Raw genomic sequence first — 25,614 nt, 5'->3', positions numbered from 1 at the left:
GGGAGGGGCCTGCCCGACGGGGTGCGCAGGTCCAGGTCTCGGGGGGCGGGCTTGGGGACGGGCTTGCGGATCAGCTGCTGGCGCATGCTGCCTCCTGGCTCAGACCAGGGCCGGTCGGCGGGGCTCCACCGTACGGCCGTCGGGGAGCAGCTCCCCGGTGTCGTCGAACACCACCAGACCGTTGCACAGCAGGCTCCAACCCTGTTCGGGGTGGAAGGCCACCGTGCGGGCAGCGTCGTGATCGGCGCTGTCGGCGGACGGGCAGGGGGGCTGGTGGGAGCACATGGCGCACCTCCTCGCAGTGTGGGGCGGGAGGGCCGGTGGTCACCCGGTCTGATCCGCGATCCACGGTGGCGGTGAGTATTACTGATCGCCGCCCCCTGACGGAACCCATATTCGCGGTCGAGTTCACGGTGTGTATGCCCGATTACCATGCGCTCATGCCGCCGATCCGGATCGTTCACCGCACTCGTCTGCCGGCCGCCGAGGCCTGGCTGAGGCTCACGGACTGGGCGCGCCACGGGGCGCAGGTCCCCTTCACCCGCACGACCGTCGAAACGGCGCCGCCCACGCGCGTCGGAACGCGCTTCACGGCGCGCACGGGAGTGGGGAGGGTCACCTTCGACGACCCGATGGAAGTCACCGTCTGGCGGCCGCCGACGACGGGTTCGGCGGGGCTGGTGCGTCTCGACAAGCGCGGGCGCGTCGTCCTGGGCTGGGCGGAGATCGAGGTCAGGCCGCTGGGGCCGGCCGGCGCTGAGGTGCACTGGCGCGAGGAACTGCGGGTGCGGGGGCTCGGGCGGTTCTTCGACCCGGCGCTGGCGGTCGCCGGCCGGCTCCTGTTCGGCCGCGCCCTCGCCCGGTTGCTGCGTTCCTGACAAGTCGGGCTAGGGTGCCGTGATCACCGCGCCCGGTGATGCCACCACGTCTTCCAGGGGAACCTCCATGGCCACTCCGCCACCGCAGCAGCAACAGGGCGCCGTCCCGCAGAACCCGTACGGCACGGCGCCCCAGCAGGGCGCGGCCGCGCAGCACAACCCGTACGCGCAGCAGCAGCCGCAGCCGCAGCAGGGGATACCGCACGGCAACCCCTACGCCGCCTACCAGCAGCAGCCCCAGTACCCGCAGCAGCCCGGGTACGCGTGCCGCGTGTGCGGCGCCCAGCCGGCCGCGCCCGGTACGGTGCGCGGGCACCAGGGTCTGGTGCTGATGATGCGGTTCCTGAGCACGCACGGCCCCTTCTGCCGTGACTGCGGTACCGCCGTCGTGCGCGACATGTCGGCGAAGACCCTGTGGCAGGGGTGGTGGGGTCCGGCCTCGCTGTTCATCACGCCGCTGACGGTGCTGGTCAACCTGGTGCCCCGGTCCGCCTTCCGCAAGCTCGCCCCTCCGGTGGGCGGCTTCCGGCCCCCGCTCGACCCGGGCAAGCCGCTCTGGCAGCGGCCCGCCGCGCTGGTCATCGCCGCACCGATGGTCCTGGTCGCGCTGGCGATCGTCGCGCTGGTCGTGATCGGCGCCGCGACCAGCTGAACGACGGCCGCCCCGTCCCCCGCGCGGGGGACGGGGCGGCCGCAGGCCCTGGCCCTAGCGGATCGGCATCCCGGAGAGCGTGCGGGCGATCACCAGGCGCTGGATCTCGCTCGTGCCCTCGAAGATGGTGTAGATGGCACTGTCTCGGTGCATGCGCTCCACCGGGTACTCCCGGGTGAACCCGTTGCCGCCGAGGATCTGCACCGCCTGGGCGGTGACCTTCTTGGCGACCTCGCTCGCGAAGAGCTTCGACATCGACCCCTCCGCCGAGGTGAACGGCTTGCCCGCCACCGCCATCCAGGAGGCCCGCCACACCAGCAGCCGGGCCGCGTCGATCTGCGTGCGCATGTCCGCGAGCTGGAAGGCCACGCCCTGGTTGTCGATGATCGGACGGCCGAACTGGGTCCGGGCCATCGCGTAGTCGAGGGCGACTTCGTAGGCGGCGCGCGCCGTGCCGACGGCCATGGCGCCCACGGCCGGGCGGGATGCCTCGAAGGTGGCCATGGCGGCGTTCTTGAGCCGCTCGCCGCCGCCCGCCTTGGCGCGCTCCCGGGCCCGCGCGAGGCGCTCGTCCAGCTTGTCCTTGCCGCCGAGCAGGCAGGAGCCGGGGACGCGGCAGTCCTCGAGCACCACCTCGGCGGTGTGCGAGGCGCGGATGCCGTGCTTCTTGAACTTCTGCCCCTGGGACAGGCCGGGGGTGTTCGGCGGCACGATGAAGGACGCGTGGCCCTTCGTGCCCAGTTCGGGGTCGACCACGGCGACGACGATGTGGACGTTGGCGATGCCGCCGTTGGTCGCCCAGGTCTTGGTGCCGTTCAGCACCCACTCGTCCTTGGCCTCGTCGTAGACGGCGCGGGTGCGCATCGCCCCGACGTCGGAGCCGGCGTCCGGCTCGGAGGAGCAGAAGGCGGCGACCTTGACATCGGTCGCGTCGCCGTACATCTGGGGGATCCAGGTGCCGATCTGCTCCTCGGTGCCGTTGGCGAGGACGCCGATGGCCGCGAGGCCGGTGCCGACGATCGACAGGGCGATGCCGGCGTCACCCCAGAAGAGCTCCTCCATCGCCATCGGGATGCCGAGGCCGGTCGGGTCGAAGAACTGCTGGGCGTAGAAGTCGAGGGAGTAGATCCCGACCTTGGCCGCTTCCTGGATGACGGGCCACGGGGTCTCTTCGCGCTCGTCCCACTCGGCGGCCGCGGGGCGGATCACGTCGGCGGCGAACCCGTGGATCCAGTCGCGCACCTGCTTCTGGTCGTCGTTGAGCTCCATGGTGAACTCCGCCATGTCCCCTCCAGCTGTTTCACGTACGTACCCGTCACCGTCACCGGCAGGCCGTTACCTGCGGTAACCAGCCACGGCGCCAGTCTGTTACCGACGAGTAAGCACTGTCAAGCGGGGCGCCGACCGGCCACGGGAGCACCTCCGGTTCGATCGGCAGGGTGTGCGGGGTGTTACGTTGCGTGGGCGTCACGCACATCGCAAGGGCGGGGAGACAAACACGTCATGGAGACCACGCAGCAGGCCGGCGAACCGGGAGCGGCCGAGCGCCGCAGGCGGGAGCTGCTCGAAGCGGCCGACCGCGTCGTCCTCAGGGACGGACCCAAGGCTTCGATGAACGCCATCGCGGCCGAGGCGGGCATCACCAAGCCCATCCTCTACCGCCACTTCGGCGACAAGGCCGGCCTCTACCAGGCGCTCGCCGTCCGGCACACCGACGCCCTGCTGGACTCGCTGCGGGCCGCACTGGACGCCCCGGCCGAGCGCCGCAGCCGGGTGGAGTCCACGCTCGACACCTACCTCGCGGCCATCGAGGCCCGGCCGCAGGTGTACCGGTTCCTGATGCACCCCGCGGAGGACTCCCAGTCCGCCGAACGCGGCTTCGACGTCGGCCTGCACTCGGCCCCGCTGCTGCGCCGCCTCGGCGAGGAGCTGGCGCAGGTCATCGGCGAACGCGTCGACCTCGGCCCGGGCTCCGAGCGCCTGGCCCGGGTGTGGGGTCACGGCATCGTCGGCATGATGCACGCGGCGGGCGACTGGTGGCTCGGCGAACGCCCTTGCGAACGCGCCGAGTTGGTGGCCGCGCTGACCGACCTGCTGTGGGGCCGCCTGGCCACGGCCGGCAACCGCCTGGGCGGGCCCGGCTTCTGAGTGCGGCCCGGTCCCGGCCGCGGCCCGGCCTCTGCGGGCGGACCGCCTCCCGTCAGGACTCGCGGCCCAGGGCCAGGAGTCCGCGCGCGCCCCACGCCGTCTTGCCGATCGCCCGCCGCAGCCGGCGCGCCCGCAGTCCGGTGACCCGGTCCGCGTACACCGTGCCCTCCAGGTGGTCGCATTCGTGCTGGAGGCAGCGGGCGAAGAACCCGGTGCCCTCGATCCGTACCGGCGCGCCGTCGGAGGTGACCCCCTCGACGACGGCGTGGTCGAAGCGGACCGTGCCGGCCTCCAGGCCGGGCAGCGACAGGCAGCCCTCGGGGCCGCGGAACTCGTCCCCGTCGGCGCTCACCAGGCGGGGGTTGACCACGTGTCCCACGTGGCGGACGTCCTCGTCGTCGGGGCAGTCGTAGACGAACACCCGCTGCCCGACCCCGATCTGGTTCGCGGCGAGGCCGACGCCCTGGGCCGCGTACATCGTGGCGAACATGTCCTCGATGAGCCGGTCGAGGGAGGGTCCGAACCCGGTGACCTCGGCGCACGGCGAGTGGAGCACCGGATCGCCCAGCAGGCTCATGGTGCGGACGAGTCCGGTGGTGCCGGGGATGGGGCGCTGTCGCATGGCCGTAAGCGTACGACGGGCGAAGATATGAGCAGATCCGCGCCGCCCCTGGGGCGCCGCGGTCAAGGCCCCGGCAGGTACTGGATAGGCTGGGGCCGACCGACGCAAGGAGGACAAGGGACGATGGCAGGCAACACGGAGCCGCTTTCGCCGCGGGCCAAGCTGGCCGTGACGGCGGGCAAGGCCGCGGCGGCGGTGTCGCGGGCCGCGGGACGCGGAAGCGGATCGGTGATCGGTGGCAAGGTCGCACTCAGGCTGGACCCCGATCTCCTCGGCGCGCTGGCGCAGCATCTCGACGTCGTCCTCGTCTCCGCGACGAACGGCAAGACCACGACGACCCGCCTGATCGCCGAGGCGCTGCGGGCCAGCGGTCCGGTGGTCTCCAACGCGCTGGGCGCGAACATGCCGGCCGGGATCACCTCCGCGCTGGCGGGCGGCTCGGACGCCAAGTACGGCGTCATCGAGGTCGACGAGAAGTACCTGGCCGGAGTGGCCCGGGACGTGACCCCCAAGGTGATCGCCCTGCTCAACCTCTCCCGCGACCAGTTGGACCGCGCGGCCGAGACCCGCATGCTGGCCGAGAAGTGGCGCGAGGGGCTCCAGGGCTCGAAGGCCGTCATCGTGGCCAACTGCGACGACCCGCTGATCGTGTGGTCCGCGTCCTCCTCGCAGAACGTGGTGTGGGTCGCGGCCGGCCAGGAGTGGAAGGACGACGCCTGGTCGTGCCCCTCCTGCGGTGGCGTCATGCAGCGCCCGGGCGACGACTGGTTCTGCGGCGAGTGCGGCTTCCGCCGCCCCACCCCCAGCTGGGTGCTCTCCGGCGACCACGTACTGGACCCGCACGGAAGCGCCTGGCCGATCCACCTCCAGCTGCCCGGCCGTGCCAACAAGGCCAACGCCGCCACCTCGGCCGCCGTCGCAGCCGTCTTCGGCGTCCCGCCGCAGGTCGCGCTGGAGCGGATGTACCAGGTGCAGGCCGTCGCCGGCCGCTACGACGTGGTCTCCTTCCAGGGCCGTGAGCTGCGGCTGCTGCTCGCCAAGAACCCGGCGGGCTGGCTGGAGACGTTCTCGCTGATCGACCCGCCGCCGACGCCGGTGATCCTGTCCGTCAACGCGCGCGGCGCCGACGGCACGGACACCTCCTGGCTCTGGGACGTGGACTACCCGCGCCTGGCCGGGCACCCCATCTTCGTGATCGGCGACCGCAAGCTGGACCTCGCGGTGCGCCTGGAGGTCGCGGGCCTGGACTTCCGCGTCTGCGAGACCCTGGACGAGGCCGTGCAGCTCGCCCCGCCCGGACAGATCGAGCTGATCGCCAACTACACCGCATTCCAGGACGTGCGCCGCCGCGTCGGCAACTAGTACTCATACCTCCAGAGGACACAAGAGCATGAGCGACAACAGTCTGCGTCTGGTGTGGGTCTACCCGGACCTGCTCAGCACGTACGGAGACCAGGGCAACGCCCTCGTGGTGGAGCGCCGGGCGCGCCAGCGCGGCCTGGACGTGCAGCGCGTGGACGTGCGCAGCGACCAGCCCATTCCCACCTCCGGTGACATCTACCTGATCGGCGGTGGCGAGGACCGGCCGCAGCGCCTGGCGGCGGAGCGCCTGCTGCGCGACGGCGGCCTGGAGCGGGCCGTCTCGAACGGGGCGATCGTCTTCTCGGTCTGCGCCGGGTACCAGATCCTCGGCAACGAGTTCGTCAACGACGTGGGCGAGCGCCAGCAGGGCCTGGGCCTGCTGGACGTGGTCACGGTCCGCGGCGAGGGCGAGCGGTGCGTCGGCGACGTCCTCGCCGACATCGACCCGCGTCTGAACCTGCCCCCGCTGACGGGCTTCGAGAACCACCAGGGCGTGACCCACCTCGGTCCGACGGCCAAGCCCTTCGCCCGCACCCGGCTGGGCCGGGGCAACGGAACCGGCGACGGCACCGAAGGCGCGTACAACGACACCGTGTTCGGTACCTACATGCACGGTCCCGTGATGGCCCGCAACCCGCAGATCGCGGACCTGCTGCTGAAGCTGGCCCTCGATGTGAACGCGCTGCCGGGCCTCGACGACCGCTGGTACGAGGCGCTGCGCGACGAGCGCATCGCGGCGGCCACGCAGCCCGCGTAACGCGTCCGTCACGCCCCGTTCGGCCCGGATTCCCCTTGGGGGGTCCGGGCCGGCGTGCGTTCGTACGACGGATGTGACCAGCATGTGGAGGATGGTTCAGTCCGGTGGGAATCCGCTTGTAGGCTGGCGGGCAGTACCAACCGGACGACGTGGTCCGGTCGTCGGCCCACGTTGCAAAGGTTCTTCCTGCCATGCGCATTGGTGTGCTCACTTCCGGAGGCGACTGCCCCGGCCTCAACGCCGTCATCCGCTCCGTCGTGCACCGCGCCGTCGTCGACCACGGCGATGAGGTGATCGGCTTCCACGACGGCTGGCGTGGCCTGCTGGAGTGCGACTACCGCAAGCTCGACCTGGACGCGGTCAGCGGCATCCTGGCCCGCGGCGGCACCATCCTCGGCTCCTCCCGCGTCCAGCCCGCGCACCTGCGCGACGGCGTGGAGCGGGCCCGGGGGCACCTCGCGGACCTCGGCCTGGACGCGATCATCCCGATCGGCGGGGAGGGCACCCTCAAGGCGGCGAACCTGCTGTCCGAGGGCGGCCTGCCCATCGTCGGCGTCCCCAAGACCATCGACAACGACATCGCCTCCACCGACGTGACCTTCGGTTTCGACACCGCCGTCGGGGTCGCCACCGAGGCCCTGGACCGGCTCAAGACCACCGCCGAGTCCCACCAGCGGGTGATGGTCGTCGAGGTCATGGGCCGCCACACCGGCTGGATCGCGCTCCACTCCGGCATGGCTGCGGGCGCGCACGCCATCGTCGTGCCGGAGCGCCCCTTCGACATCGAGGAGCTGACCGCGATCGTCGGCGAGCGGTTCTCGGCCGGCAAGCGGTTCGCCATCGTCGTGGTCGCCGAGGGCGCCAAGCCCGCCCCGGGCAGCTCGATGGCGCTGGAGTCGGGCGGTACCGACATGTACGGCCACGAGCGGTTCGCCGGCATCGGCAACCGGCTCGCCGTCGAGCTGGAGGACCGCCTCGGCAAGGAGGCCCGTCCGGTGATCCTCGGCCACGTGCAGCGCGGCGGCACGCCGACCGCGTACGACCGCGTCCTGGCCACCCGCTTCGGCTGGCACGCGGTGGAGGCCGCACACCGGGGCGAGTTCGGCATGCTGACCGCGCTGCGCGGTACCGACATCGTGATGGTGCCGCTCGCCGACGCCGTACGGAGCCTCAAGACGGTCCCGGTCGAGCGCTACGACGAGGCGGAGACCGTTCTGTGATGTTTCCCCCCTTCTGACACCGCCCCCGGACGCTTCGGCGTCCGGGGGCGGCACTACTGTGGTGGAGCGCCACAGTCAAGGGAGTGAACACATGGATCACAGCGGTCACGGCATGGACATGAATATGGACATGGACATGGACCTGCCGCCGTTCACTCTCGGGCGCGGGCTGGAGTTCTCCTTCGACGCCTTCTTCCTGATCGGCTCGCTGCTGGGTCTCGGCCTGTACCTGTGGGGCGTGGTGCGGCTGCGCAGGCGCGGGGACGGGTGGCCGGTGGGCCGGACCGTCTCCTTCACCGCCGGTGTGCTGACCGTGGCCCTGATGATGTGCACCAAGCTGAACGACTACGGCATGGTCATGTTCAGCGTGCACATGGTGCAGCACATGGTGATCAGCATGGTTTCCCCGATCCTGCTGCTGCTCGGCGCTCCGGTGACGCTGACGTTGCGCGCGCTCCCGCCGGCCGCCCGGGGCGTCAAGGGACCGCGCGAGCTGCTGCTGATGCTGTTGCACAGCCGCTACCTCAAGGTGATCACCCACCCGGCGTTCACGATCCCCCTGTTCATCGCCAGCCTCTACGGCCTCTACTTCACCCCTCTGTTCGACTCCCTGATGCAGAGCAGGACCGGGCACATCGCGATGATGGTCCACTTCCTGGCCGTAGGCCTGATCTTCTTCTGGCCGATCATGGGCGTGGACCCGGGTCCGCACCGTCCCGGCTACGTGATGCGGATGCTGGAGCTGTTCGCCGGCATGCCGTTCCACGCGTTCTTCGGCATCGCGCTGATGATGGCCAGCGAGCCGATGATCAAGTCGTACGCGAACCCGCCGGCCTCCCTGCACGTCGACGCGCTGCTCGACCAGCAGTGGGGCGGCGGCATCGCCTGGGCCTTCAGCGAGATCCCCTCGGTGCTGGTGCTGATCGCTCTGGTCTACCAGTGGTACCGCTCGGAGCAGCGGGCCGCCAAGCGTTCCGACCGGGCGGCGGAGCGCAACGGGGACCAGGAGCTGGAGGCGTACAACTCGTATCTCGCCTCGCTCCAGGGGCGTGGCCGGTAGCGCGGCGGCCCCTCCCCGCGCCACCATGGGGCATGAGCGGATCCGTTAAGGCGATGGCCGTGCTGACCTTCGGCTCTCTGGTGGCCGTCGCGGCGTACTCCGTGGTGCTCGGCAGCAACGGCTGGCTGTGGTTCGTGTGGGTTCTGCTGGGCATGCTGACCGCCGGGCTGGCGGCCTCCCGCAGTAGGTGATCTGCCCATCCGGCACCGGGTGCGCCACCCTGACGTGTCCGCCAGGTGAAGGGAAACGGCCGGTGTTCTACCACTTGCTCAAGCACGTGCTGCTCGGCCCGCTGCTGCGGCTGCTGTTCCGGCCGCGTATCGAGGGCCTGGAGAACATCCCGCCGGAGGGCCCGGCGATCATCGCCGGCAACCACTTGTCGTTTTCCGACCATTTCCTGATGCCGGCGATCCTCAAACGCCGGATCACCTTCCTGGCGAAGGCCGAGTACTTCACCGGCCCGGGCGTCAAGGGGCGGCTGACGGCCGCCTTCTTCCGCAGCGCCGGCCAGATCCCGGTGGACCGCTCCGGCAAGGACGCCGGACGGGCGGCGCTGCGCGAGGGGCTCGGCGTCCTCGCCAAGGGGGAGCTGCTCGGCATCTACCCGGAGGGCACCCGCTCGCACGACGGGCGGCTCTACAAGGGCAAGGTCGGCGTGGCCGCGATGGCGCTCGGCGCGGGCGTGCCGGTCGTGCCCTGCGCGATGGTCGGCACCTTCGAGATCCAGCCGCCGGGGCAGAAGATCCCCAACATCCGGCGGGTCACGATCCGCTTCGGCCGGCCGCTGGACTTCTCGCGGTACGAGGGCCTGGAAGGCGAGCGGGCGGTCCTGCGGGCCGTCACCGATGAGATCATGTACGCGGTCCTGGAGCTGTCCGGCCAGGAATACGTCGACCGGTACGCCGCCGAGGTGAAGGCGGAGGAGGAGCAGGCACGGAAGAAGGCCCGGCGCAGGACGCGCTGAGCCTTCTCCGTGTTCGTGCCCGGGTGCTGCCTGGTGCTGCCTGGTGCTGCCGACGACCTAGCGGACGGCCGGGAGCTCCTCACGCGGCGCCAGCTCGGCGCCCTGGGACACGGCCGCCGACTTGGCGGTGGCCGGGGCCGGGGCGACCGGCGTGGCGTGCGGCTCGCACGTCACGTCCTGCGCGTCGACCTTGCCGGTCAGCAGGTAGCTGTCCACCCGGGTGTTGATGCAGGGGTTCACCAGGCTGGTGACACCGTGCGAGCCCGCGTTCTTCTCGGTGATCAGACGCGAACCGCCGAGGCGGCGGTGCATCTCGACGCCGCCCGCGTACGGGGTGGCGGCGTCGCGCTCGCTCTGGACGACGAGGACCGGCGGCAGACCGCGCTTGGCGCTCGCGCCGACCTCGATCGGGCTGCTCTGCTTGGACTTCCAGGTCGCGCAGGGCAGGTTCATCCAGGCGTTGGACCAGGTCAGGAAGGGGTACTTCTTGTGCAGCGCGGTGTTGTCCCGGTCCCACTTGGCCCAGCTGGTGGGCCACTTGGCGTCGGCGCACTCGACCGCGGTGTAGACGGCGTTGCCGTTCTCCGTCGCGATGTTGCCCTTGATGTCGGCGAGGTCGGGGGTGACCGCGTCGATCAGCGGCTGCTCGTCACCGGCGACGTACGCGCTCAGGGCCTGGGCGGTGGGCACCCAGGAAGAGTCGTAGTACGGGGCGCTCTGGAAGAAGCCGATCAGCTCCGCCGGACCGGCCACGCCGCCCAGCGGGTTGGCCTTGGCCTTGGCCCGCAGTTCCAGCCACTTGGCCTCGACCTTGGCGCGGGTGTCGCCGACGTGGAAGACGGCGTCGTTCTTGGCGACCCAGTCCTCCCAGTCGTTCCAGCGCATCTGGAAGGCGACGTCCTGTTCCAGGTTGGCCTGGTACCAGATGTTGTCCTGCTCCGGGTTGACCACGCTGTCGACGATCATGCGGCGCACGTGGCCCGGGAACAGGGTCGCGTAGACCCCGCCGAGGTAGGTGCCGTAGGAGACGCCGAGGTAGTTCAGCTTCTTCTCGCCGAGCGCGGCCCGGATGACGTCCAGGTCACGCGCGGTGTTCGGCGTGGTCATGAACGGCAGCATCTCGCCGCTGCGCTCCTTGCAGCCGTCCGCGTACTCCGCGGCGAGCTTGCGCTGGGCGCGCTTGTCGGCCTCGTTGGACGGGACCGGGTCCGCCTTCGGGACCTTGACGTACTCCTGCGGGTCGACGCAGGAGATCGGCGCCGAGTGGCCGACGCCGCGGGGGTCGAAGCCCACGAAGTCGTACGCCTTGGCGGTGTTGACCCACAGCGGGGACTTGGTGGTGATCCGGCGCGGGAAGCGCATGCCGGAGCCGCCCGGGCCGCCGGGGTTGTAGACGAGCGCGCCCTGGCGCTCTTCCTTGGTGCCGGTGCTCAGCGCACGGTCGACGGCGAGGTCGATGGTCTTGCCGTACGGCTTGGCGTAGTCGAGCGGGACCTTGACCCAGCCGCACTGGATCGGCTTCTCGAAGCCCCAGTCGGCCGGGCAGTCCTTCCAATCGATCCCGGTGCGGGCGGCGCGGGCGGCGGCGACCTGAACGCCGATCGCCTCGTTGTAGCCGTTGTCACCGGAGGCCGGAGCGGCCTCGGCGGTCGGGGCGAGCAGCAGGCTCGCCGCCAGAGCGCCGGTGATCAGAGTGGCGGCGCTCCCCAGCGCCGCGGTGCGTATCACGTGGTTGTTCCCCCTGCGTCATGTGCCGTCACGGGCAGCCGTGTTGGTCTGTTTCGGTCGTTGACGTGCAGGGGGATCCTTGCGCCTGACCGGGAGCGGGCGACAGTGCACGGTCCGGTTCTTTGCCAAGCCGATATCCGGACGAGTGTGTACCGCTGAGCGGTGTCCGGTTCGCCCCAGGTCCGCCCTCCCGTTACCAGCCGTACGTCGCGCAGGCCGCGTCGAGCAGTTCCCGCAGCCGCAGCGCGTCCGGGGCGAGGGCCGTCACCAGGACGGCCGGCCCGGCCAACGGGGTCGCCGCCGCGAACTCGCCCAGCACCGCGGGTGTCGGCGGGGCCTCGGCGAACTGCGGGTCCACCACCAGGAGCTGGCCGAGCGCCCGGTGGCCCGCGAGTCCCGCCGGGCCGTCCCAGCCACCGGGGGCTCCCGGCCCGCAGGCCAGTTCCTGGTCGAGCAGCGGGCGGCCGCCACGGGAGACGGTGAGGCGGCTGCGCAGCAGGCCCGGTGCCTCCCCGGTGCGGCCGAGCACCTGCTCCTCGCGCAGCAGCAGCCTGGCGGTGGGGGCGAGTTCCACGCGGGTGCGCACCCGCAGGTCACTGCCGCGTACGGAGACCAGCGGCTCCGGCAGCCAGCGCACGGCCGCCTCCTCGGCCAGCGTCAGCCGTACGTCATACCGCGCGGGCGCGCCGCCCCGGCCGGGCAGTGCCAGGGTGGCCGCCGCCGAGCGGAGCCCCAGCCGGGCCCCCGGTCCGGCGTCGGCCTCGACGCTCAGGTGGTCTCCGCCGAGCGGTGCGGACATCGCGCCGACGAGCATCACGCCGGCCTCGGCGCCCTCGCCGCGGGTGCGGCGCAGCGCGAGCGGGCCTTCCCCGGCCAGCAGCGGCAGGGCGGTGCCGCCCCGGCCGTCGGCCACGGCGGCGATCCGGGCGGTGGCCCGCAGCCCCGCCGGAGCGTGGGCCCCAGGGGCGACGGGGGGTGCGCTGGTCACCGTACGGCCCAGACCGCGATCCGTTCGCGCACCCAGTCGGCCACCGGGGTGACGCCCTCGGGCCCGCGCAGGGACTGGAACGCCACGGGCAGGTCGCCGCGCTGCTCGGCGGCGTCACGGGCCATCCGGTCCAGGTCGGAGCCGACGTGCGGGGCGAGGTCGGTCTTGTTGACGATGAGCAGGTCGGCGGTGGTGACGCCGGGTCCGCCCTTGCGCGGGATGTCGTCGCCGCCGGCCACGTCGATGACGAAGATCTGGGCGTCGACCAGGCCCCGGGAGAAGGTGGCGGTCAGGTTGTCCCCGCCGGACTCGACGAGGATCAGGTCCAGGGGACCGACGTGCTCCTCCAGTTCCTCGACCGCCTCCAGGTTGGCGGAGATGTCGTCCCGGATGGCGGTGTGCGGGCACGCCCCGGTCTCGACGGCCGCGATCCGTTCGGGCGGCAGGACCGCCTCGCGGAGCAGGAACTCGGCGTCCTCGCGGGTGTAGATGTCGTTGGTGACGACGGCCATGGACAGTTCGGAGCGCAGGGCCCGGCACAGCGCGGCGACGGTGGCGGTCTTGCCGGAGCCGACCGGTCCCCCGAGGCCGACGCGCAGGGCGCGGCGCGTGCCGTCGGCCCGTACGGGCTCGGCGCTGTGCGTGTGGCGGTGGGGATAGCTCCCGCCGTGGTCGAGGTGCATGGTTTCTCCTTGGGTGGGGGGCGGTCAGGAGGCGAAGAGCCGGACCGGCCAGTCGGCGTGGACCTGCGCCGCGATGTCCAGCAGCGGGGAGGAGGAGGCGGGCAGCGCCTCCAAGCCCTCGTGACGGGCCAGCAGGGCGGCGCTCGCGGCCCGCCCGGACACGGCGTCGAGTGCGGGGGCGAGGCCGGCCAGTACCGCGCTCGCCTCGAAGGGGTCCAGGCCCAGCAGCCGCACGGTCGCGGTGGCGGGACCGCTGACGCTCTCGTACGCCGCCACGTGCGCGGCGTCCAGGGGCCCGAGCCCGGCGGCCCGCGCGGTGACGCCGAGCACCACGGGCTGGTGGGCCCCGCGCGGGAAGGCTGCGGCGAGGTCGTCGAGTTCGGCGGCCGGCCAGGTGGCCCGGGCGGCGCGCAGCAGCTGCCGGCCGAGCCGCCGCGCGGCGAACCGCAGCGCGGGCGAGGGGGTGCGGGCGTCGGCGGCGGCGTCGAGTTCCGCCGGGTCGAGGCCGTGGGCGGCGGCCGCCGCGAGTGCGGCTGCGACGAGGCCCGAGGTGTGCAGCCGGCCCCGGCAGAACTCGGCGAGCGTGGCGGCGTCGTGGATCCGGCCCGCCTTGCAGGCGGCCTCCGCCCCGCCGGAGTGGGCGTGCCCTCCGGCGGGGAAGCGGCCGTCGGCGAGGACGAGCAGCGTGGCGAGGCTCATCGGCAGACGCCCATCAGAACAGGAAGTATCTCTGTGCCATGGGCAGTTCCGCCGCCGGGGCCGACTCCACGACCTCACCGTCGATGGTGACGGTGAAGGTGTCGGCTTCCACCTCGACCCTGGGCATGGCCTCGTTGTTGCGCATGTCCGTCTTGCTCACCTTGCGGGTGCTTTCGATGGCCACGAACTGCTTGTCGAGACCGAGCCGTTCGGGCAGGCCGTCGTCGAGGGCGGCCTGCGCGGTGAAGTTGATCGAGTTGAGGGCCGGCGCGCGCCCGAGGGCCCCGTACATGGGCCGGGGCAGGATGGGCTGCGGGGTGGGGATGGAGGCGTTGGCGTCGCCCATCTGCGCGTAGGCGATCTGGCCGCCCTTGACGACGACCTCCGGCTTGACCCCGAAGAAGGCGGGGGTCCACAGGACCAGGTCGGCGAGCTTGCCGACCTCGACCGAGCCGATCTCGCGGGCGAGGCCCTGGGCGATCGCGGGGTTGATCGTGTACTTGGCGACGTAGCGCCGGGCACGGTGGTTGTCGGCCGGGCCGTCGCCGGGCAGGAAGCCGCGCCGCTTCTTCATCACGTGGGCGGTCTGCCAGGTGCGCAGCACGACCTCGCCGACCCGGCCCATGGCCTGGGAGTCGGAGGAGATGATGGAGATGGCGCCGAGGTCGTGCAGGACGTCCTCGGCGGCGATGGTGGACGGCCGGATGCGGGACTCGGCGAAGGCGAGGTCCTCGGGGACGGCCGGGTTGAGGTGGTGGCAGACCATCAGCATGTCGAGGTGTTCCTCGATGGTGTTGACGGTGTGCGGCCGGGTGGGGTTGGTGGAGCTGGGCAGGATGTTCGGCTCGGAGACCACGGTGATGATGTCCGGTGCGTGGCCGCCGCCCGCGCCCTCGGTGTGGTACGAGTGGATGGTCCGCCCGGCGATGGCCGCGAGGGTGTCCGCGACGAACCCGGCTTCGTTGAGCGTGTCGGTGTGGATGGCGACCTGGGCGCCGGTCTCCTCCGCGACGGTCAGGCAGGCGTCGATGGCGGCCGGGGTGGCCCCCCAGTCCTCGTGGATCTTGAAGCCGAGGGCGCCGCCGCGCAGCTGGGAGTACATGCCCTCGCGGGACATGGTGTTGCCCTTGCCGAGCAGGCCGATGTTGACGGGGTAGGCCTCCAGCGCCGCGAACATCCTGGCCAGGTGCCAGGGTCCGGGGGTGACGGTGGTGGCCTTGGAACCCTCGGCGGGTCCGGTGCCGCCGCCGACGAGGGTGGTGATGCCGGAGGCGAGGGCCTCGTCGATCACGGTGGGGGCGATGAAGTGCACGTGCGCGTCGATGGCGCCGGCGGTGACGATCTTCCCGTTGCCGGCGATGATCTCGGTTTCGGGGCCGATGACCAGGGCGGGGTCGACCCCGTCCATGGTGTCGGGGTTGCCGGCCTTGCCGATGCCGCAGATCCGCCCGTCGCGGATGCCGAGGTCCGCCTTGACGATGCCCCAGTGGTCGAGGATGACCACGCCGGTGATCACCGTGTCGGGGGCGCCTTCGGCGCGGGTGGTGCGGGCCTGGCCCATGGACTCGCGGATGACCTTGCCGCCGCCGAAGACGGCTTCGTCCCCCGAGTGTCCGGGGCCGCCGCTGAGGTCCTGTTCGATCTCCACGAAGAGGTCGGTGTCGGCGAGCCGGATGCGGTCGCCCTTGGTCGGTCCGAAGAGGTCGGCGTACGTCCGGCGCGAGATCTCAGCCATCGAGCGGCCCTCCGGTTTCCCCGCGCAGGCCCGGCACGGTGCGCAGGCCCCCCAGCGGGACGAGTTCGACGGAGACGGGGATGCCCGGCTCGAAGCGGACGGCGGTACCGGCGGCGATGTTGAGCCGGAGGCCGTGGGCTGCGGCGCGGTCGAAGTCGAGGCCCGGGTTGACTTCGGCGAAGTGGTAGTGGGAGCCGACCTGCACGGGGCGGTCGGCGGCGTTGAGCACGGTGAGACGGGTGATGGCGCGGCCTTCGTTCAGGCGCACCGGACCGTCCCCGAAGACGATTTCGCCGGGGATCATGCGGGTGCTCCCGTTCAGACGATGGGGTCGTGGACAGTGACGAGCTTGGTGCCGTCCGGGAAGGTCGCCTCGACCTGGACGTCGTGGATCATCTCGGGGATCCCCTCCATGACCTCTTCGCGGCGCAGCACGGTGCGGCCGGAGGCCATGAGCTCGGCCACGGTCCGCCCGTCGCGGGCGCCTTCGAGGATGTGCGAGGTGATCAGGGCCACCGCCTCGGGGTGGTTGAGGCGCACCCCGCGCGCCCTGCGCTTTTCGGCCACATCAGCCGCGACGTGGATGAGCAGTCTTTCCTGCTCGTGCGGTGTCAGTTGCACACGTATCACCAAGTTTCCGGGACAAGATCAACTTCGCGCCAAGAAGACCCTAAGCCGCTTCAACACTTTGTTGACCTGCGCATATCCGTGCCAAGCATGTCTTGCCCAACACAGGGAGAGACTTTCCGGTCCGATCACCACTGCTTTACCGGCTCATGGCTGATCATTGGCGGAAGCACGCGGGCGCCAGAGTAGAACCCGCACTTTTCCGCCGGGTTAACCCACGTTTCCGGGAGGCGTCCGGTTCAACCCGTGGGCGAGTTCCGCGGGCTTGCGCATACCGAGGCCGCATGGAGGTCAACATGCTGAACCCCGTCCGCAACATCACGTTCGACGCCCTCGACCCTTGGAAGGTCGCGCGGTTCTGGTCCGAGGTGACCGGCTACGCGATCGCCGAGGACGGCGTGGAGGGCGACGAGGAGATCCAGTTGGAGCCGGGTCAGCCCGGTGCGCCGGGCCTGCTGTTCATCCGGGTGCCCGACGGAAAGAAGGTGAAGAACCGGGTGCACCTGGACATCCAGCCGCCCACGGGCACCCGGGACGAGACGGTCGAGCGGCTCGTCGGTCTCGGGGCGCGGGTCGTGGACGACCGCCGGGACGAGGACGGCATCGCCGGCTGGGTCGTGCTGGCCGACCCCGAGGGCAACGAGCTGTGCATCGAACGCAGCGCGACGGAGCGCGGCATCGCCTGAGCGGGGCCGGCCCGCTCAGCCCCGGGCGCAGCCGGGCCGGCGGATGCCCGGCACCCTCAACAGCCGGTGGCGGTCCTCGCCGGGGCCCCCGCCGCCCAGGGCAGTGCGATCCACACCGTCTTGCCGCCGTCCTCGGTCGGCGTGACGGAGAGCCGGCCGCCCGCCTCCGCGGCGAGCCAGCGGATGATGACCATCCCCCGGCCGTTGTCCTGCTGGACGGCGGCCGGCAGCCGCCGGGGCCGGCGCGGATGGCTGTCGGTCACCCCGACCCGCAGCCACTCTCCGCGCTCCAGGTGGACGTCCACGGTGAAGGTGGGCGACTGGCCGAAGGTGTGCTGCACCGCGTTGGTCGCGAGTTCCGAGACGATCAGCCGGACGGTGTCGGCCGTCTCGGACTCCTCGGGCAGTCCCCATTCACCGAGCACCTCCACGACGTACCGGCGGGCAGCGGCGACCGCGGCCGGGTCGCTCGGCAGAGTGACGGATGCTTCCTGGTGATCTGCCATGGCGACGTCCCTTTCCCACCGGGGCGCAGCCGCCCCGGATCTACGCTGAGCGTCAGAGTGCACCCATCGTGCCGCCGTTTCCTTCGTTCCCCCAAGATATGCATATATCTGTCGCTCGATGCGGTGAACTCTGCTACGGAAGAGCGTATTTGGACGGCAGACTGGTGCGAGGTGTGCCGGTGGAAGGAGAGCGGGTATGCAGCACGGCCCCGCGGTACGCCGCCGCAAGCTGGGCGAGGAATTGCGTGCGCTCCGTGACCGCAGTGGTCTCACCAGTGGTGAGGCCGCCCGGTTGGTGGGGTGGCACCAGTCGAAAATCAGCCGCATCGAAACGGGTCGAAGTGGCGTGAAAACGGCAGACATCCGCCTCCTGCTCGACGCCTACGGGGACGTGGTGAGCACCCAGCAGCGGGCGCTGCTGGAGGCTTTGGGGGCCTCGGCGGCGGGCCCCGGGGCGGGGGCAGACCGCGCGCCGGGCCGCCAGTGGTGGCACGACTACCGGGGGCTGCTGCCCCAGGAATACCGGGACTTCATCAGCCTGGAGGCGGGGGCCCGCTCCGCCCGTACCGTCGAACTCTCGGTGGTTCCGGGTCTGTTGCAGACGCCGGAGTACGCGCGCGCCGTGACCAGGGCCGCGCTGGGCGGGCTGCCGGAGCCGAAGGTGGACGCGCTGGTCGACGTACGTCTGGCACGCCAGTCGGTACTGCGCGCCGACCCCCCGCTCGAACTGAGCGCGGTACTGGACGAGGCGGTGCTGCGCCGGCAGATCGGCGGGGCGGGGGTGATGCGGGAGCAGTTGCGGCACCTGGTGGAGGTGGCACGGCTGCCCCAAGTGCGCCTACAGGTACTGCCGTTCAGCGTGGGGGGTCATCTCGGCCTGACCGGACCGTTCGTAATTTTCTCATTTCCGAACATCGCCGATCTGGATGTGGTGGTCCTCGACCATTTGACGAGTAGCCTCTACCTGGAGCGGAAGGAAGACCTAGAGGCGTACAGCGCCGCGTTCCGCACCATCCAGGCGCACGCCCTCCCGCCCCAGGACTCGTCGGATCTGATCAGCTCTATCGCTGACGACGCGTAAGGAGGCACCCCCGTGTCCGCAACCCCCTTATCCACCAGCGGACTTCTGATCGGCGCGCGGTGGCGGCGGAGCAGCCGCAGTACCGGAATGAACAACTGCGTGGAAGCAGCCGTCCTCAGTGGCGGTCTCCTGGCCGTCCGCGACTCCAAGCGGACGGAGGGCCCGGCCCTGCTCTTCACCGGACCCGCCTGGGACGGCTTCCTCGCCTCGGTGAGGGCGGACGCCCCGGCGTGACGCTCAGCGGTCCGTGGCTCCCGCGGGTGCGGTACGCAGGATCACCGCGACGGCCCGACTGATCTCCTCCCCCGTGAGATCGGCCCGGGCGGTCAGCCGCAGCCGGGAGATGCCGTCCGGAACCGAGGGCGGCCGGAAACACCCCACGGACAGACCTGCCTCGCGGCAGTCGGCGGCCCAGCGCAGTGCCGCCGAAGCCGACGGGGCCCGTACCGACACCACGGCCGCGTCCGGCCGGGCCGCGGTCAGGCCGGACGCAGTGAGCCGTCCGTACAGCAGAGTGGCCACCTCCCGTGCCCGCGCGGCGCGTTCCGGTTCCCGCGCCAGCAGGCGCAGACCGGCGAGCGCGGCGCCCGTGGCGGCCGGAGCCAGTCCGGTGTCGAAGATGAAGGTCCGGGCCGTGTTGACGAGGTGCCGGATCACCTTCGCCGGTCCGAGCACTGCGCCGCCCTGGCTGCCCAGCGACTTCGAGAGGGTCATCGTCGCGACCACGCCCGGCGCGCCCGCGAGACCGGCCGCATGCAGGGCGCCCCGGCCGCCCTCGCCCAGGACGCCGAGCCCGTGGGCGTCGTCCACGACCAGGGCGGCCCCCTCGTCGCGGCAGGCCGCGGCGTAGCCGGCGAGCGGGGCGGCGTCCCCGTCGACGGAGAACACCGAGTCGCTGACCAGCAGCGAACGGCCTTCGTGCCCGGCCAGCGTCTTGCGTGCGCCGTCCACGTCCCCGTGCGCGACGACGGCGACGTCGGCGCGCGACAGCCGGCAGCCGTCGACGATCGAGGCGTGGTTGCCCGCGTCGGAGACCACGAGCGCCCCGCGGCCGCTCAGCGCGGTGACGGCGGCGAGGTTGGCCGCGTATCCGGACGAAAGCACCAGAGCGGCCTCGAAGCCGCAGAACGCGGCGAGTTCGCGCTCCAGCGTGGCGTGCAGTTCGGTGGTGCCGGTGACCAGGCGGGAGCCGGTGGCCCCGCCGCCCCAGCACTCGGCGGCCCGCCCGGCGCCGGCGATGACCTCGGGGTGCCTGGACAGGCCCAGGTAGTCGTTGCTCGCGAGGTCCAGCAGCGGCGAGGAAGCCGGACGGGGACGCAGCGTCCGCACGAGCCCGGCCCGCTCGCGGGCCCGTTCCGCTTCGTCGATCCAGGCGAAGACGTCCACGGGCTCGGGGGGGTGCTGGAGCATCGGCGGGGTCCTCGTGTTTTGTCGGCTGTCCACAGGCCTGCTACGGGGCGTCCGGCGGATCACGGCCGGACGGTTTCTAGACCCTAGCTGCCCAGGCGCGAGCACCCGGTGTGGTGATACACACACTCGGTTCGGGCGATGTTGTGCGATCTCTCCTTGGCCGTGAGTGGTCGTGTGGTCCAGGATCGGCGTCATGGACCTGCTGAACACCCTGGTGGAAAAGGGGCTGCGGCGCGAGCTGCCGACCCGCGAAGAGGCACTCGCCGTACTGGCGACTTCCGACGACCGACTGCTCGACGTGGTGGCCGCGGCCGGCAAGGTACGCCGCCAGTGGTTCGGCCGGCGGGTGAAGCTGAACTACTTGGTCAACCTCAAGTCGGGGCTGTGCCCGGAGGACTGCTCCTACTGCTCCCAGCGCCTGGGATCGAAGGCGGAGATCCTCAAGTACACCTGGCTCAAGCCCGAGGAAGCCTCCCAGGCCGCCGCGGCCGGGGTCGCGGGCGGCGCGAAGCGCGTGTGCCTCGTGGCGAGCGGACGCGGTCCCACGGACCGTGACGTGGAGCGCGTCGGCAAGACGATCGAGGCGATCAAGGAGCAGAACGAGGGCGTCGAGGTCTGCGCCTGCCTCGGCCTGCTCTCCGACGGCCAGGCGGAGCGCCTCAAGGACGCGGGCGCCGACGCGTACAACCACAACCTCAACACCTCCGAGGCGACGTACGGTCAGATCACCAAGACGCACACCTACGCGGACCGGGTCGATACCGTACAAAAGGCCCACGCGGCGGGTCTGTCCGCCTGCTCCGGTCTGATCGCGGGCATGGGCGAGAGCGACGAGGACCTGGTCGACGTCGTCTACTCGCTGCGCGAACTCGACCCCGACTCGGTGCCCGTCAACTTCCTGATCCCCTTCGAGGGCACCCCGCTGGCCAAGGAGTGGAACCTCACCCCGCAGCGCTGCCTGCGGATCCTGGCGATGGTGCGGTTCGTCTGCCCCGACGTCGAGGTCCGCCTCGCGGGCGGCCGGGAGGTGCACCTGCGCAGCATGCAGCCGCTGGCCCTGCACCTGGTGAACTCCATCTTCCTCGGCGACTACCTGACGAGTGAGGGCCAGGCCGGTCAGGCCGACCTCGACATGATCGCGGACGCCGGTTTCGAGGTGGAGGGCGCCGGTACGACGACCCTCCCGGCGCACCGCTCGGAGCAGGAGGCGGCCGGCGGCTGCGGCTCGGGCGCCGCGGGCGGCGGCTCGCTCTGCGGCTCGGCGGCCCCCACGGACTCCGCGGACGCGCCCGGTTGCGGGTCGGCGTGCGGCGGCTGCTCGGGGCACTCGGAGCACGAGGCCCCCGCCCCCGTCCAGGCGGAAGCCGGCGAGGTGCGCTCGGACCTGGTGGCGGTACGCCGCCGTGGCGCGGGAACGGACCTCGCGCCGAATGCCTGACCAGCACCCCCTTTCCACCGCCGGCCTGCTCGCGCTGGACCGGCAGCACGTCTGGCACCCGTACGGCCCGATGCCCGGGAGGCAGGAACCGCTGGTCGTCTCCTCCGCCGCGGGCGTCCGGCTGCGGCTCGGCGCTGCGGCGCACGGACGCACGGAGCTGGTCGACGGCATGTCCTCCTGGTGGTCGGCCATCCACGGCTACAACCACCCGGTGCTGAACGAAGCCGTCACCGCCCAGCTCGGGCGGATGTCGCACGTCATGTTCGGCGGGCTCACCCACGAGCCCGCCGTCCGGCTGGCGGCGAAACTTGTCGAGATCACCCCGGAGGGTCTGGAGCACGTCTTCCTCGCCGACTCCGGCTCGGTCTCGGTCGAGGTCGCGGTCAAGATGTGCCTCCAGTACTGGCGCTCGGTCGGACGGCCCGGCAAGACCCGGCTGCTGACCTGGCGCGGCGGCTACCACGGGGACACCTGGCAGCCGATGGCGGTCTGCGACCCCGAAGGCGGGATGCACGAGCTGTGGTCCGGGCAACTGCCCCGGCAGGTGTTCGCCGACGTCCCGCCCGGCGGCTTCGACACCCCGGTGGATCCGCAGTACACCGCGCACCTGCGCTCCCTGATCGCCGCGCACGCGCACGAGCTGGCCGCCGTGATCGTGGAACCGGTGGTGCAGGGCGCGGGCGGGATGCGCTTCCACAACCCGGGCTACCTGCGCGTGCTGCGGGAGCTGTGCGACGAGTACGACGTCCTCCTGGTGCTGGACGAGATCGCGACGGGCTTCGGCCGCACCGGCGCGCTGTTCGCCGCCGGCCACGCGGGCGTCACCCCCGACGTGATGTGCCTCGGCAAGGCCCTGACCGGCGGCTACCTCACCCTGTCGGCGACGCTGTGCACCGCCAGGGTGGCCGACGGGATCTCACGCGGTGAGGTGCCGGTCCTGGCACACGGGCCGACCTTCATGGGCAATCCGCTCGCCACGGCGGTGGCGCTGGCCTCGGTCGAGCTGCTGCTGAACCAGGACTGGGAGGCGGAGGTCAAGCGGATCGAGGCCGGTCTGCTGGAGGGCCTGGCCCCGGCCTCGGCCCTGCCCGGGGTGCGGGACGTACGGGTGCTGGGCGCGATCGGCGTGGTCCAGCTCGACCACGAGGTCGACATGGCCGCGGCGACACGGGCGGCGGTGCGCGAGGGCGTCTGGCTGCGCCCGTTCCGCGACCTGATCTACACGATGCCGCCGTTCGTGACGGGCGACGCGGATGTGGCCCGCATCTGCCGTGCCGTCCGCGCGGCCGCTCAGGAGGGCTGACATGACGATCCTCTTCGTATCCGGTACCGGCACGGAGATCGGCAAGACGGTGGTGACCTCGGCGGTCGCCGCCGCCGCGGTGGCCACCGGCCGGTCGGTGGCGGTCCTCAAGCCGGCCCAGACGGGCGTGGGGCCGGACGAGCCGGGTGACGCGGCGGAGGTGGTGCGCCTCGCGGGGCCCTCCGTCACCGCACGGGAACTGGCCCGCTACCCCGAGCCGTTGGCCCCGGACACGGCGGCCCGCCGCGCCGGCCTGCCGACGCTGTCCCCTGCCGTCGTCGCGGAGGCGGCGAAGGAGCTGGCGGCCTCGCACGACCTGGTCCTGGTGGAGGGCGCGGGCGGTCTCCTGGTCCGCTTCGACGAGGAGGGGCACACGCTGGCCGACGCGGCGCGGCTGCTCGGTGCGCCGGTCCTGGTCGTCGCCCCGGCGGCCCTCGGCACGCTCAACTCCGTGACCCTGACGGCGGAGGCGCTGCGGGCGCGGGGGCTCACCTCGCCGGGCGTGGTGATCGGCAGCTGGCCGGCCTCCCCCGACCTCGCCTCGCGCTGCAACCTGGCCGACCTCCCCGCGGTGTCGGGCCTGCCGCTGCTCGGCGCGGTCCCGCAGGGCTCCGGCGCCCTGGCACCCGCCGGCTTCCGGGCCGCGGCGCCGGGCTGGCTCGCGGCGCCGCTGCACGGCTCCTGGTCGGCGCAGGCGTTCGCGGCGGCCTGGCCGGCCTGACGGGCGGGGCCGGGCATCCACTGCCGTGACGGGGACTTCGGGCGTCAGTGGCCGCCGCGGGGCTCGTGGCAGCCGCCCTCCAGGTACACCCCGTGGGCCTCGATCCGCACCGGGGTGCCCAGGTACCCCGTGACGCAGGGCCCGCTCTCGGGGACCGACAGCACGAACGCGAGGTCCTGCGGGCCGGACCCGTACACGTCCCTGCCGTCCGGCCGGTAGCCCAACCCCGTCAGCAGGCTGCGGAGCTCCTCCGTGGTGCGCGGCGTGCCCTTGCCGTCGGGACCGCCCAGCGCCGCCTTGATCCGCTCGGCGTGCGCCTCGCCCCGGCACCGGCTCGCCGGGGTGAGCCCGGCCTGGGTCTTGTACCCGTGGTTCTCGGCGTACTTGCGCGCCTCGGGGTCCGTCGGCAGCCCGGCCGGCGTGCCCACCGGGGTCGGGAGGACCTCGGCCTTGCCCGCGCACCGGGCGGCGATCTCGGGGAACAGCTTGTCGTGGCGCTCCACCGCGGCGGCGGCCCGCGCCGCGTAGTCGACGCTCGCCGTCGCGGAGGGAGCGGCGGACGAGGCCGCTGCCGAACCGGCGCCCGGGGCTACTGTGGTCCCACAGGCGGTCAACGCGAGCAGTCCCGTCGCGAGCAGCACGGTACGGATCAGGTCGGTGCGCGTCAGGTCGGTGCGGATCAGGTCGGTGCGGGTCAGGTCGGTGCGGAACTTCACTTGGTCTCCACATCCTGAGGCAGCCCCAACAGGGGCCGGATCATCCGATTATCCGCACGGTCCGAGGCTGGTTCATGAGTACGCGTACTCACCGCACGCGGCCCAACTGCCCCACCGTCGCGGCCGGTACCGTGCGCCCCCCGGTTTCGTGGGCCGCCTGGACGGGGAACAGCCCGGCAGGGCACACGCACCCGTCGCACCCGCCCGGAGGCCCGCCATGCCCACTTCACCCCTCGGTTCGGATCCCGTCCACCACCCCCTCTTCGCCCGGTTCTACGCCCGCGTCAGCCCCACCGCCGATGCGCGGGGCGGTATCGCCGCCGTCCGGCGCGAGCTCCTGCACGGGGTGTCCGGCCGCGTCATCGAGATCGGGGCGGGCAACGGGCTGAACTTCGCCCACTACCCCCGCGCCGTCTCCGAAGTCGTCGCCGTCGAACCGGAGCGCATCCTGCGCCGGCGTGCCGCGGCGGCCGCGCTGCGCGCCGAGGTGCCGGTGGATCTGGTGCCCGGCGTCGCCGAGGCCCTCCCGGTCAAGAGCGAGGCCTTCGACGCCGCGGTCGCCTCCCTGGTGCTGTGCACCGTACGGAGTCTGCCGCGGGCCCTGTCCGAGCTGTACCGCGTGCTGCGCCCCGACGGCGAGCTGCGCTTCTTCGAGCACGGTCTGGCGCCGGGACCGGGCATGGCCTCCGTCCAGCGCACGCTGGACCGGACCGTCTGGCCCCTCCTGTTCGGCAACTGCCATACGGCGCGCGACCCGCTGGCCTCGATCGAGGCCGCCGGTTTCCGGATCGTCTCGCAGCGGACCTTCCGCCTCCCCGAGCGGGGGCCGGCGCTGCCGACGTCGTACTGCGTCCTCGGGACGGCCCGCCGGGGCGTCGACTGACCGGCTGCGCAGTGACGTGGCTGCGCAGTGACGTGGCCGCCCAGCACCGTGGCTGTCCGGCACCGTGGCCACGCAGCGCCGCGGCTGCGCAGCGCCGTCGGGCGAGCCGCCGGTGTCAGCCGTTCAGCGGCTTGACCCCTCGGGTCCACCGGCCCTCGGGTGGTACGCGGCCGCCTCCCACGCGGCGTGCGCCCGCTCGTTGCGGTCGAGCGCCATCGCGTCCGCACGCCGGCCGCCGAGGGCGCGGAAACGCTCCTCCACGGCGGCCGGCAGCGCCGTGCCGATGCCCTGCCTGCGGCGCTCGGGGTGCACGGCGAGCCGTTAGAGGTGGCAGCGCCGGCCGTCGAACCCGGCGATCACGGTGCCGACCGGTTCGCCGTCGCGGAAGGCCGGGAGCAGGGCGTGCGGATCGCGGGCGTGGAGCCGCTCGACGCCCGCGGGGTCGTCGCTGATGCTCGTACCCTCGGCAGCGGCCTTCCAGAAGTCGAGCACGGCGGTGGGGTCGGCGGCCGAAGCGGTAACGCCATGAAGATCACCCGTACGGTGATCCCAGCATCCGGCGGATCCGGCCGAAACCACGGAGCTTTCCCTTTGCCCCTCCTTTACCATTGCCGGGAACGTCCACTCGATCGAAAGGTGTGAGCGTCCGCCCATGGGCGAGCCTCCCAGTACCCGCAGCCGGTCCCAGTCGCGACGACGTCGCGCGACAGCCCTCCTCCTGACCGATCATGGGACGGAGGTGACCGA

The 25,614-nt window shown here is 72.1% G+C and carries 29 protein-coding genes and 1 pseudogene; 16 read left to right on the top strand and 14 right to left on the bottom strand.

What is annotated here, in order from left to right; all coding sequences use genetic code 11:
- Positions 1-99: 99 nt before the first annotated feature.
- Complete coding sequence (locus OG861_RS26910; RefSeq protein WP_136211506.1) at positions 100-285, bottom strand: DUF5999 family protein; 186 nt, start codon at positions 283-285, stop codon at positions 100-102.
- Positions 286-440: 155 nt separating this feature from the next.
- On the opposite strand from OG861_RS26910, the gene OG861_RS26905 reads away from it, so the two are divergent.
- On the top strand, positions 441-878 hold the full coding sequence (locus OG861_RS26905) for an SRPBCC family protein (RefSeq protein WP_329193250.1): 438 nt from the start codon (positions 441-443) through the stop codon (positions 876-878).
- A gap of 67 nt (positions 879-945) precedes the next feature.
- Positions 946-1,530 (top strand): hypothetical protein, encoded by a 585-nt coding sequence (locus OG861_RS26900; protein ID WP_329193252.1) that lies wholly within the window; start codon positions 946-948, stop codon positions 1,528-1,530.
- A gap of 54 nt (positions 1,531-1,584) precedes the next feature.
- On the opposite strand, the gene OG861_RS26895 is transcribed toward OG861_RS26900, so the two are convergent.
- Positions 1,585-2,814 carry an acyl-CoA dehydrogenase family protein gene (locus tag OG861_RS26895; protein WP_329193254.1) on the bottom strand — a complete coding sequence of 410 codons (1,230 nt, stop codon included), beginning with the start codon at positions 2,812-2,814 and terminating at the stop codon, positions 1,585-1,587.
- A gap of 219 nt (positions 2,815-3,033) precedes the next feature.
- Here OG861_RS26895 and OG861_RS26890 point away from each other — a divergent pair, with 219 nt between their 5' ends.
- A complete protein-coding gene (locus tag OG861_RS26890) occupies positions 3,034-3,678 on the top strand; it encodes a TetR family transcriptional regulator (RefSeq protein WP_329193255.1) in 645 nt (214 codons plus the stop codon).
- A 52-nt stretch (positions 3,679-3,730) separates the two neighbouring features.
- Here OG861_RS26890 and def read toward each other — a convergent pair whose 3' ends face one another.
- Complete coding sequence (gene def / locus OG861_RS26885; protein WP_330261878.1) at positions 3,731-4,300, bottom strand: peptide deformylase; 570 nt, start codon at positions 4,298-4,300, stop codon at positions 3,731-3,733.
- Between the two features lie 123 nt (positions 4,301-4,423).
- Here def and OG861_RS26880 point away from each other — a divergent pair, with 123 nt between their 5' ends.
- The 6 genes from OG861_RS26880 to OG861_RS26855 all read left to right on the top strand — a co-directional run bounded on the left by OG861_RS26880 (position 4,424) and on the right by OG861_RS26855 (position 9,663).
- Entirely contained in the window at positions 4,424-5,662 is a 1,239-nt protein-coding gene (locus tag OG861_RS26880; RefSeq protein ID WP_136211516.1) for a MurT ligase domain-containing protein, read from the top strand.
- A 28-nt stretch (positions 5,663-5,690) separates the two neighbouring features.
- A complete protein-coding gene (locus tag OG861_RS26875) occupies positions 5,691-6,419 on the top strand; it encodes a type 1 glutamine amidotransferase (protein WP_136211518.1) in 729 nt (242 codons plus the stop codon).
- 191 nt (positions 6,420-6,610) lie between these two features.
- On the top strand, positions 6,611-7,639 hold the full coding sequence (locus tag OG861_RS26870; RefSeq protein WP_329193261.1) for a 6-phosphofructokinase: 1,029 nt from the start codon (positions 6,611-6,613) through the stop codon (positions 7,637-7,639).
- Positions 7,640-7,730: 91 nt separating this feature from the next.
- Positions 7,731-8,699 (top strand): cytochrome c oxidase assembly protein, encoded by a 969-nt coding sequence (locus OG861_RS26865; protein ID WP_329193263.1) that lies wholly within the window; start codon positions 7,731-7,733, stop codon positions 8,697-8,699.
- Positions 8,700-8,731: 32 nt separating this feature from the next.
- Positions 8,732-8,890, top strand: a complete 159-nt coding sequence (locus tag OG861_RS26860; RefSeq protein ID WP_329193264.1) for a hypothetical protein — start codon at positions 8,732-8,734, stop codon at positions 8,888-8,890.
- A gap of 62 nt (positions 8,891-8,952) precedes the next feature.
- A complete protein-coding gene (locus tag OG861_RS26855) occupies positions 8,953-9,663 on the top strand; it encodes a lysophospholipid acyltransferase family protein (RefSeq protein ID WP_329193266.1) in 711 nt (236 codons plus the stop codon).
- Between the two features lie 57 nt (positions 9,664-9,720).
- Here the strand turns inward: OG861_RS26855 and OG861_RS26850 are convergent, their stop codons facing one another.
- The 7 genes from OG861_RS26850 to OG861_RS26820 all read right to left on the bottom strand — a co-directional run bounded on the left by OG861_RS26850 (position 9,721) and on the right by OG861_RS26820 (position 16,117).
- On the bottom strand, positions 9,721-11,391 hold the full coding sequence (locus tag OG861_RS26850) for an alpha/beta hydrolase (protein ID WP_330261877.1): 1,671 nt from the start codon (positions 11,389-11,391) through the stop codon (positions 9,721-9,723).
- A 193-nt stretch (positions 11,392-11,584) separates the two neighbouring features.
- On the bottom strand, positions 11,585-12,379 hold the full coding sequence (locus tag OG861_RS26845) for an urease accessory protein UreD (RefSeq protein ID WP_329193269.1): 795 nt from the start codon (positions 12,377-12,379) through the stop codon (positions 11,585-11,587).
- Positions 12,376-13,062: an urease accessory protein UreG gene (gene ureG / locus OG861_RS26840; protein WP_329193272.1), complete on the bottom strand. Its 687-nt coding sequence runs from the start codon at positions 13,060-13,062 to the stop codon at positions 12,376-12,378. Before ureG ends, OG861_RS26845 begins: the two co-directional genes overlap by 4 nt.
- Positions 13,063-13,086: 24 nt before the next feature.
- Positions 13,087-13,761: an urease accessory protein UreF gene (locus OG861_RS26835; RefSeq protein WP_329193274.1), complete on the bottom strand. Its 675-nt coding sequence runs from the start codon at positions 13,759-13,761 to the stop codon at positions 13,087-13,089.
- A gap of 13 nt (positions 13,762-13,774) precedes the next feature.
- Positions 13,775-15,496: an urease subunit alpha gene (locus OG861_RS26830; protein ID WP_330261876.1), complete on the bottom strand. Its 1,722-nt coding sequence runs from the start codon at positions 15,494-15,496 to the stop codon at positions 13,775-13,777.
- A complete protein-coding gene (locus OG861_RS26825; protein WP_329193278.1) occupies positions 15,489-15,800 on the bottom strand; it encodes an urease subunit beta in 312 nt (103 codons plus the stop codon). The genes OG861_RS26830 and OG861_RS26825 overlap by 8 nt, the downstream gene beginning before the upstream one ends.
- Before the next feature lie 14 nt (positions 15,801-15,814).
- Positions 15,815-16,117 (bottom strand): urease subunit gamma, encoded by a 303-nt coding sequence (locus OG861_RS26820; RefSeq protein ID WP_136211538.1) that lies wholly within the window; start codon positions 16,115-16,117, stop codon positions 15,815-15,817.
- A 290-nt stretch (positions 16,118-16,407) separates the two neighbouring features.
- On the opposite strand from OG861_RS26820, the gene OG861_RS26815 reads away from it, so the two are divergent.
- Positions 16,408-16,809, top strand: a complete 402-nt coding sequence (locus OG861_RS26815) for a VOC family protein (RefSeq protein ID WP_329193281.1) — start codon at positions 16,408-16,410, stop codon at positions 16,807-16,809.
- A 56-nt stretch (positions 16,810-16,865) separates the two neighbouring features.
- On the opposite strand, the gene OG861_RS26810 is transcribed toward OG861_RS26815, so the two are convergent.
- On the bottom strand, positions 16,866-17,315 hold the full coding sequence (locus OG861_RS26810) for an ATP-binding protein (protein WP_329193282.1): 450 nt from the start codon (positions 17,313-17,315) through the stop codon (positions 16,866-16,868).
- 196 nt (positions 17,316-17,511) lie between these two features.
- Between OG861_RS26810 and OG861_RS26805 the strand changes: the two genes are divergently transcribed.
- Positions 17,512-18,396: a helix-turn-helix domain-containing protein gene (locus OG861_RS26805; protein ID WP_329193284.1), complete on the top strand. Its 885-nt coding sequence runs from the start codon at positions 17,512-17,514 to the stop codon at positions 18,394-18,396.
- Positions 18,397-18,408: 12 nt separating this feature from the next.
- Positions 18,409-18,630, top strand: coding sequence for a DUF397 domain-containing protein (locus OG861_RS26800; RefSeq protein ID WP_329193286.1), 222 nt, complete (start codon positions 18,409-18,411; stop codon positions 18,628-18,630).
- A 3-nt stretch (positions 18,631-18,633) separates the two neighbouring features.
- Here the strand turns inward: OG861_RS26800 and OG861_RS26795 are convergent, their stop codons facing one another.
- Positions 18,634-19,806 carry an 8-amino-7-oxononanoate synthase gene (locus tag OG861_RS26795; protein ID WP_329193288.1) on the bottom strand — a complete coding sequence of 391 codons (1,173 nt, stop codon included), beginning with the start codon at positions 19,804-19,806 and terminating at the stop codon, positions 18,634-18,636.
- Between the two features lie 193 nt (positions 19,807-19,999).
- On the opposite strand from OG861_RS26795, the gene bioB reads away from it, so the two are divergent.
- The 3 genes from bioB to bioD are packed head-to-tail and all read left to right on the top strand — an operon-like array spanning position 20,000 to position 23,268.
- A complete protein-coding gene (bioB, locus tag OG861_RS26790; protein WP_329193290.1) occupies positions 20,000-21,244 on the top strand; it encodes a biotin synthase BioB in 1,245 nt (414 codons plus the stop codon).
- Positions 21,237-22,547, top strand: coding sequence for an adenosylmethionine--8-amino-7-oxononanoate transaminase (locus OG861_RS26785; RefSeq protein WP_329193293.1), 1,311 nt, complete (start codon positions 21,237-21,239; stop codon positions 22,545-22,547). The genes bioB and OG861_RS26785 overlap by 8 nt, the downstream gene beginning before the upstream one ends.
- 1 nt (position 22,548) lies before the next feature.
- Complete coding sequence (bioD, locus tag OG861_RS26780; RefSeq protein ID WP_329193295.1) at positions 22,549-23,268, top strand: dethiobiotin synthase; 720 nt, start codon at positions 22,549-22,551, stop codon at positions 23,266-23,268.
- Positions 23,269-23,312: 44 nt separating this feature from the next.
- Here the strand turns inward: bioD and OG861_RS26775 are convergent, their stop codons facing one another.
- The gene (locus tag OG861_RS26775; protein ID WP_329193297.1) at positions 23,313-23,984 is read right to left on the bottom strand and encodes a hypothetical protein; all 672 of its coding nucleotides are present in this window, start codon (positions 23,982-23,984) and stop codon (positions 23,313-23,315) included.
- A 217-nt stretch (positions 23,985-24,201) separates the two neighbouring features.
- Here OG861_RS26775 and OG861_RS26770 point away from each other — a divergent pair, with 217 nt between their 5' ends.
- Complete coding sequence (locus OG861_RS26770; protein ID WP_329193298.1) at positions 24,202-24,867, top strand: class I SAM-dependent methyltransferase; 666 nt, start codon at positions 24,202-24,204, stop codon at positions 24,865-24,867.
- 115 nt (positions 24,868-24,982) lie between these two features.
- Here OG861_RS26770 and OG861_RS26765 read toward each other — a convergent pair.
- Positions 24,983-25,476, bottom strand: a pseudogene (locus OG861_RS26765) (GNAT family N-acetyltransferase).
- Positions 25,477-25,614 lie beyond the last annotated feature (138 nt).

Origin of the sequence: Streptomyces sp. NBC_00539 (assembly GCF_036346105.1) — a bacterium.
Lineage (GTDB): Bacteria > Actinomycetota > Actinomycetes > Streptomycetales > Streptomycetaceae > Streptomyces.
The sequence above is the reverse complement of the archived record's forward strand: the minus strand, read 5'-3'. Positions and strand labels throughout refer to the sequence as shown.